Below are 3,616 nucleotides of genomic sequence, written 5' to 3'. Positions count from 1 at the left end.
GGCGACGCCGGCCCCGGGCGTTGCCACCGCGCCCGCCGAGCCCGTGGACGTGGAGGCGGTGCTGAACGACATGGCCGCCAAGAACGGCCAGTCGCTCAACTGGCGCACCTCCATCGTCGACCTGATGAAGCTGCTCGGGCTGGACAGCAGCCTGGAGAACCGCAAGGCGCTGGCGCGCGAGCTGGACTATTCCGGCGACATGGGTGACTCCGCCGGCATGAACATCTGGCTGCACAAGCAGGTGATGCGCAAGCTGGCCGAGAATGGCGGCAAGGTGCCGGCCGACCTCAAGGACTGAGTAGCGGCCCCACCTTGCCCCTACAGGGGCAGGGCGGACCGCCCTCAGGCGCCTTCGGCCGGATCATTAGAGCACGCCGGCGGCGCGGAAGCCGCGATCCACGTTCAGCACATGGCCGGCGAGGATCACCGCTGCTTCCGCGAAGTTCATCGTCCCTTGATCCTCAGGGGCGATGAAGCGGCCCGGCGAATCGCCGGGAGGCTGCAGGCCGGTGGGCCGCCTTCTCCCGGCCGCCCCTGGCCGGTGCGGCGCGCGCCGCACCGGCCCGGCAGGCGGTGGCTCAGACCACCTGGCGGGCGCGCAGCGCGGCGATCTCCTCGCCCGAGAGGCCCATCCCGGCCAGGATGGCGTCGGTGTGCTCGCCCAGGGCAGGGGGGTGGGTCACCACCTCGCTCGGCGTGCGGCTGAGGCGGAAGGGCTGGCCCACATAATCCTGCGCCGCGTTGCTGCCGCCGTTCAGGTGGCGGGCGATGCCCAGATGCTTCACCTGCGGGTCCGCGAACATCTGGTCGATGGCGTAGATCGGGCCGCAGGGCACGCCGGCGGCGTTCAGCTTCTCAACCCAGGCGGCGCTGTCATCGGTGACGGTGACGGCCTCGATCTCGGCGTTCAGCGCGTCGCGATTCTGGCTGCGGGTGCTGCCGCTGGCGAAGCGCGGGTCCTGCGTCCACTCCGTCTTGCCCAGCACCTGGCAGAGCCGCTCCCAGATACGCTGGCCGGAGGCGGCGATGTTCATGTGCCCGTCGCGGGTCTTGAACACGCCGGTCGGGATGCTGGTGGGGTGGTTGTTGCCGGCCTGCTTCGGCACCTCGCCCGCCTGCAGCCAGCGCGCCGCCTGGAAGTCCAGCATGAAGATCTGCGCTTCCAGCAGCGAGGTCTGCACCCACTGGCCCTTGCCGCTCACCTCGCGCTCCAGCAGCGCCACCATGATGCCCTGCGCGGCGAACAGCCCCGAGCAGAGATCGGCGATGGGGATGCCCACGCGCACCGGCCCCTGGCCCGGCAGGCCGGTGATCGACATCAGCCCGCCCATCCCCTGCGCGATCTGGTCGAAGCCGGGGCGGTTGGCATAGGGCCCGTCCTGGCCGAAGCCGGAGATTGAGGCGAGGATGATGCGCGGGTTGACCGCCGCCAGCGCCTCGTAGTCGATGCCGAGGCGGGACTTCACGTCGGGGCGGAAATTCTCCACCACCACGTCCGCCTTCTCGACCATGCGCTTGAACAGGGCGACGCCGTCCGGGTCCTTCAGGTTCAGCGTCATGCCGCGCTTGTTGCGGTGCAGGTTCTGGAAATCCGGGCCCTGGCGCGGACCGCCCATCGGGTCGCCGGCGTCGATGCCCTCGGGCATCTCGATCTTGATGACCTCCGCGCCCCAGTCGGCCAGCTGGCGGACACAGGTGGGCCCCGAGCGGACCCGCGTCAGGTCCAGCACGGTGAAGCGCGAGAGGGCCGTGGAAGCCTTGGGGTGGGCATGCGTCATCATGTGTTCTCCCTGGAGCGGGAGGCTAGCACCCGTTCGGCCTTGTGCAAACTGTTAACAGAGGACATCCGGTGTCCGTTGCTGACAGTAGACAGAAGGGGGGCGGATTTGGCAGTTTGGTCCCCATGGCCGAAAGCTCCGTCTCCCCGCTCCACATCGTCCGCACCCAGTCGCTCGCCTCGCTCGTCGCCGACGAGCTGGAGCGCATGATCCTGTCGGGGGAGATACCACCGGGCACGCGCCTGAACGAGCAGGCGCTGGCGGCGCGGCTCGGCGTCAGCCGCGGGCCGGTGCGCGAGGCGGTGCGCGGGCTGGACCGCTCAGGCCTGGTGGTGACGGTGGTGAACCAGGGCTCCTTCGTGCGCCAGCTCAGCGCCGAGGAGGCGATGGATGTCTACGACCTGCGCGTGGCCCTCACCGGCTACGCCTGCGAGCGCCTGGCCGGCCGCGCCACGCCGGAGCAGATCGCCACGCTGGAGGCCATGGTGCGGGGCATGGAGGCGGCGGCCGAGGCTGATGACGCCGCCCGCTACTACGCGCTGAACCTCGATTTCCATTCCGCGCTGATGAGCATGGGCGGCAGCAGCCGCGCCGTCCGCCTCTACGACGACCTGGGCAAGGAGCTGACGCTGTTCCGCCGCCGCGCCCTGGTGGTGCGGGAGAACATGCGCGAGTCGAATGCCGAGCACGCCAAGATCCTGCGCGCCCTGACCGACGGCGATGGCGCCGCGGCGCGTGTGGCGGGCGAGGCGCATATCCGGGGTGGCAAGCGGCGCTTCGCCACCTCCACCCCAACCGGGGGCACCGAGCCCCCCGGCCAGAAGCGGCCCGGCGAAGCGGCCGCGCGAGGAGAGGAAGACCATGTTCGAGACGAGGATTCCGCCGGATGACACCACCCCCGGCGCCTGGAGCCGCCGCCGGGCGCTGACCGGGCTCGGCGCCCTGGGCGCGGGGCTGCTGGCCGCCCCCGCCCTGCTGCGCGCCCAGCCCGCCTTCGGCAGCCGCCCGATCGAGGTGGTGACGCATGCCGGCGTCGGCGGCGGCACCGACATCACCGCACGCATGATGACGGCCCAGGCCCCCGCCGTGCTGGGGATGGACTTCACGGTGGTGAACAAGACCGGCGGCAGCGGCGCCGCCGCCCTGGCCTATGCCGCCAGCCGGCCGAAGGATGGCCACACCCTGCTGCTGATCACGCAGACGCACCTCATCACCATGCTGCGCAGCAAGTCGCCGCCGGTGCAGATCGAGGACATCGTCGGCATCGCCCGCGCCACGGAGGACCCGCAATTCGTCATGGTGCGGGCTGACAGCCCGCTGCGCTCGGCCGACGAGCTGGCCTCGGTGGGGCAGAAGCGGCCGCTGCGCTTCGGCATCACCCATGCCGGCAGCGTGGACCATGTGGCGGTGGCGGGCTTCTCCAAGGCGGCCGGAATCCAGCACGCCGCCGTGCCCTTCCGCGGCGGCGGCGACATCGTGGTGAACGTGGTCGGCGGCAACATCGACATCGGCCTGCTCAACTTCGCCGAGGCGGAGGCGCAGATCCGCGCCGGCGAGGTGAAGCCGCTGATGGTGCTGGCCGCCAGCCGCGTCTCCTCCGCGCCCGACGTGCCGACGGCCAAGGAGCTGGGCATCGACTTCACCGCCGCCACCACCCGTGGATTCTGCGTGCTGAAGGGCACGCCGGAGGACCGCGTGGCGAAGCTGTCGGACGGGCTGGTGAAGGCGATGAAGACGCCGGTCTACCAGACCTACCTCAGCAGCTCCGGCCAGTCGGCCGAGAGCGTGGCGGGCCGGGCGGTCTGGCAGGCGCAGATTGAGGATTTCTGGAAACAGGG

At 70.9% G+C, this 3,616-nt stretch carries 4 protein-coding genes; 3 read left to right on the top strand and 1 reads right to left on the bottom strand.

Annotated elements, in window-relative coordinates; all coding sequences use genetic code 11:
* On the top strand, positions 1-298 hold a 298-nt coding region (locus ACZJYS_RS23445; protein WP_493180524.1), incomplete at its 5' end, for a DUF3597 domain-containing protein.
* Between the two features lie 280 nt (positions 299-578).
* On the opposite strand, the gene ACZJYS_RS23440 is transcribed toward ACZJYS_RS23445, so the two are convergent.
* Positions 579-1,781, bottom strand: a complete 1,203-nt coding sequence (locus ACZJYS_RS23440; RefSeq protein WP_245906054.1) for a CaiB/BaiF CoA transferase family protein — start codon at positions 1,779-1,781, stop codon at positions 579-581.
* A 122-nt stretch (positions 1,782-1,903) separates the two neighbouring features.
* Between ACZJYS_RS23440 and ACZJYS_RS23435 the strand changes: the two genes are divergently transcribed.
* Together ACZJYS_RS23435 and ACZJYS_RS23430 are read left to right on the top strand one after the other, a co-directional pair.
* Complete coding sequence (locus ACZJYS_RS23435; RefSeq protein WP_109515289.1) at positions 1,904-2,668, top strand: GntR family transcriptional regulator; 765 nt, start codon at positions 1,904-1,906, stop codon at positions 2,666-2,668.
* On the top strand, positions 2,640-3,616 hold a 977-nt coding region (locus tag ACZJYS_RS23430), incomplete at its 3' end, for a Bug family tripartite tricarboxylate transporter substrate binding protein (RefSeq protein WP_493180523.1). The genes ACZJYS_RS23435 and ACZJYS_RS23430, both read left to right, overlap by 29 nt.

The organism is Roseomonas sp. TS2, assembly GCF_058833935.1.
The sequence above is the reverse complement of the archived record's forward strand: the minus strand, read 5'-3'. Positions and strand labels throughout refer to the sequence as shown.

Bases quoted from the DNA above. Each gene is read 5' to 3' on its own strand.
- ACZJYS_RS23440 (WP_245906054.1), bottom strand. From the start codon at position 1,781: ATGATGACGCATGCCCACCCCAAGGCTTCCACGGCCCTCTCGCGCTTC.
- ACZJYS_RS23435 (WP_109515289.1), top strand. From the start codon at position 1,904: ATGGCCGAAAGCTCCGTCTCCCCGCTCCACATCGTCCGCACCCAGTCG.